Origin of the sequence: Pseudomonas sp. (genome assembly GCF_049645325.1) — a bacterium.
Taxonomy (GTDB): domain Bacteria; phylum Pseudomonadota; class Gammaproteobacteria; order Pseudomonadales; family Pseudomonadaceae; genus Aquipseudomonas.
This window is the reverse complement of the sequence record NZ_JBARTQ010000231.1, coordinates 1-2657: the sequence shown is the minus strand read 5'-3', so window position 1 is coordinate 2657 and position 2657 is coordinate 1. Positions and strand designations below refer to the sequence as shown.

The 2657-nt window shown below is 59.1% G+C and carries 2 protein-coding genes; one reads left to right on the top strand and one right to left on the bottom strand.

What is annotated here, in order from left to right; all coding sequences use genetic code 11:
* The first annotated feature begins 18 nt into the window (after positions 1-18).
* Positions 19-171 carry a DUF3309 family protein gene (locus tag WBB95_RS09985; protein ID WP_003236711.1) on the top strand — a complete coding sequence of 51 codons (153 nt, stop codon included), beginning with the start codon at positions 19-21 and terminating at the stop codon, positions 169-171.
* Between the two features lie 53 nt (positions 172-224).
* Here the strand turns inward: WBB95_RS09985 and WBB95_RS09980 are convergent, their stop codons facing one another.
* Positions 225-2312 carry an LTA synthase family protein gene (locus WBB95_RS09980; RefSeq protein WP_424487430.1) on the bottom strand — a complete coding sequence of 696 codons (2088 nt, stop codon included), beginning with the start codon at positions 2310-2312 and terminating at the stop codon, positions 225-227.
* Positions 2313-2657 lie beyond the last annotated feature (345 nt).

The window sequence follows — 2657 nt, the reverse complement described above, 5'->3', positions numbered from 1 at the left end:
GCCTATAAGGAAGAAACCATGAGCCTCATTCTGATCATTATCCTGATCCTGCTGCTGGTAGGCGGTTTGCCAGTATTTCCGCACTCACGTAATTGGGGCTATGGCCCATCGGGTATTCTAGGCGTCGTATTGGTAGTACTGGTGGTACTGCTGTTGCTCGGCCGGATATAAACACCGGATAAAAAAAGAGGCCTCATTGAGGCCTCTTTTTTATTGCCGCTTATTTAGTCTGGCTTGCCGTCGATAACACCCGCAGTGTTATCCAACAGGCTCTTGGTCGCGGTCTGCAGGAACGATTCAAGTTTCTGCTTGAGCACCGCTTCATCCGGCGATTCAGGAATCACTTTGCCGGTGGGCTCGGCGCCCAGCTCGTATTCCCACAGCTTCGGCGGCATTTCCTTGGGCAGAACCAGAATGCGGTCTGCAGTGACCAAAGCCACGGTCTGGTCGCTGCCAGACGGCTTGATCACGCCAAAGCCTTTGTCGCCTTCCGGCAGGTTCAGCAGGTCGCGACCCCAGCACTGGTGCAGGGTGTCGCCGCCCAAACGGCCCATGATGGTCGGCACGATGTCGATCTGGGTGCCCACGGTGTGGTCACGCTCGCCGAATTTTTCCTGCATGCCCGGCGCAATCATCAGCATCGGCACGTTGAAGCGGCCCAGGTCCATTTCGGTGATCTGCTGCTCGTTGCCGAAGCCGTGGTCGCCCACGATCACGAACAGGGTTTCCTTGAAGTACGGCTCTTTACGGGCCTTTTCAAAGAACTGGCCCAGCGCCCAGTCGGAGTAACGCATGGCCGTCAAATGCTCGTTTAGGCTGCCACGGTCGGTGACTTTCTCGACCGGCAGTGGCGTCGGCAACGCATACGGCGTGTGGTTGGACAGGGTTTGCAGCAAGGCATAGAACGGCTTGCCACCTTCGCGGGCCTTCAACTCTTCCAGACCACGGGTGAACATGTCCTGGTCGGACACGCCCCATGTCGGGTCGGAGAACACCGGGTTGACGAAGTCGTTGCGCCCGATGAAGTTGGTCATGCCCTGGTTGCTGAAGAAGCCCGACTGGTTGTCCCAGGCGAAGTCGCCGTTGTAGACATACACGTCGTCAAACTTGCGCGCGCTGAGCAACTGCGGCAGGCCCGACAGCTTGTGGCTGCCTTCCGGGGTCTGCATCAGGTATTCAAAACCCGGCAGGTTCGGGAAGCAGGCCATGGTGGCAAACATACCCTGGTGGGTGTGGGTGCCGTTGGAGAAGAAGCGGTCGAACAGCAGGCCTTCCTTGGACAACTTGTCGAAGTACGGCGTGATGTTGCCCGGGCGACCCAATGCGCCGACCGAGTGACCGGCAAAGCTTTCCATCAAAATGACGACGACGTTCTTGATCGGCAGGGTTTTCTCGGCGGGTGGCGTGTAGTCACGGCGCACGGCGGCGGTGTCGGTATCGACCAGTTTTTCCTGCGGCAACACCAGCATGTCACGCACGGTCTGGGTGGCCAGCGGTTGGTCCAGGGTGGCTTTCCAGATGTTGGAACGCTCTTCGGAAAAGCGCGACTTGGCCGCCGCGATCAGCGACAAGGTGCCGTTCAAGCCCAACTGGTTGGCGAAGTTCGAATCGGTGGTGTAGACATCACCCCAACGCAGCGGCGGGCCCTGGCGCAGGGTGCCACGGATGGCGACCACGGCGATCAGCAGGCAGACCGCGAACACCGCGATGCGGGTGTACCACGGCGCCACCTGGCGGGTGCCGATGCTGCCGCCGCTGAACGGGCCACGTGGGCGCGTCGCACGGTCGGCGCCTTTAAAGGCGATGCTCAGGATCAGCGTGCCCACGGCCCAGGCCAGCAGGTAACGCACCACCGGGAAACCGTACCAGAGCATGCTCATCACGGTTTTCGGGTCTTCCTTTACATACTGGAAGACCAGGCCGTTGAGGCGCTGGTGGAACTCGCGGTAGAAGTCCATTTCCATCAGGCCCAAAAACAGCGCGATGCTGGACGCGACGGTCAGCCACAAGCGGAAGAAACCCCGCGCCGCCATGGCCCGCACGCTGAACAAGGCCAGCAGCAGCGGGACCAGCACGTACATCACCAGGCGAATATCCAGGCGCAGGCCGTTGGCGAACGCTTCCAGGAAAGTCGAGGCTGGCGTGTCGAGGATCATCTCGCGGTTGTAGACCAGCAGCGCCAGGCGCAGCAGGGAGAACATCACCATCATGACCAGTGCGCAGAGCAGTGTGTACGCCAGATGGGATTTGACGGTCGGTTGCAGCAGGCGATTAGAAGCTCGCTGCTGACTCAGGGCGTCCGGGTTTGCCATGTCGTTTCAGGACCCATTGGAAGTTTAAGTTACGAAATAATGCAGTGGCGTCCGTCCCTCGCCCAGGCAGGCTGGGGTAGGCGGTTAACGCGGTGGCGCAAATGGTGCCCGATCAATGGCATCAACGCTATTAATTACTGAACGTGCGCCACCGCCCTGCCGTTAATGGCCCTTAAGTTAGAGCCTTGGCAAAGCCATAAAACCGGCGAATTGTCTTGGAAAAGATGTGAAAATTTTGTGCAGCGAATAGTTTCGACACACAAAACTCCAGAATGCGCGGGACACGAATGTGGGAACGGGCTTGCTCGCGAAAGCGGTGGGTCAGTCAAAGCCTCTGATACTGAT

What these genes read in the sequence shown, in the direction of transcription:
- WBB95_RS09980 (WP_424487430.1), bottom strand. Translation starts at nt 2,312, where the DNA reads ATGGCAAACCCGGACGCCCTGAGTCAGCAGCGAGCTTCTAATCGCCTG.
- WBB95_RS09985 (WP_003236711.1), top strand. Translation starts at nt 19, where the DNA reads ATGAGCCTCATTCTGATCATTATCCTGATCCTGCTGCTGGTAGGCGGT.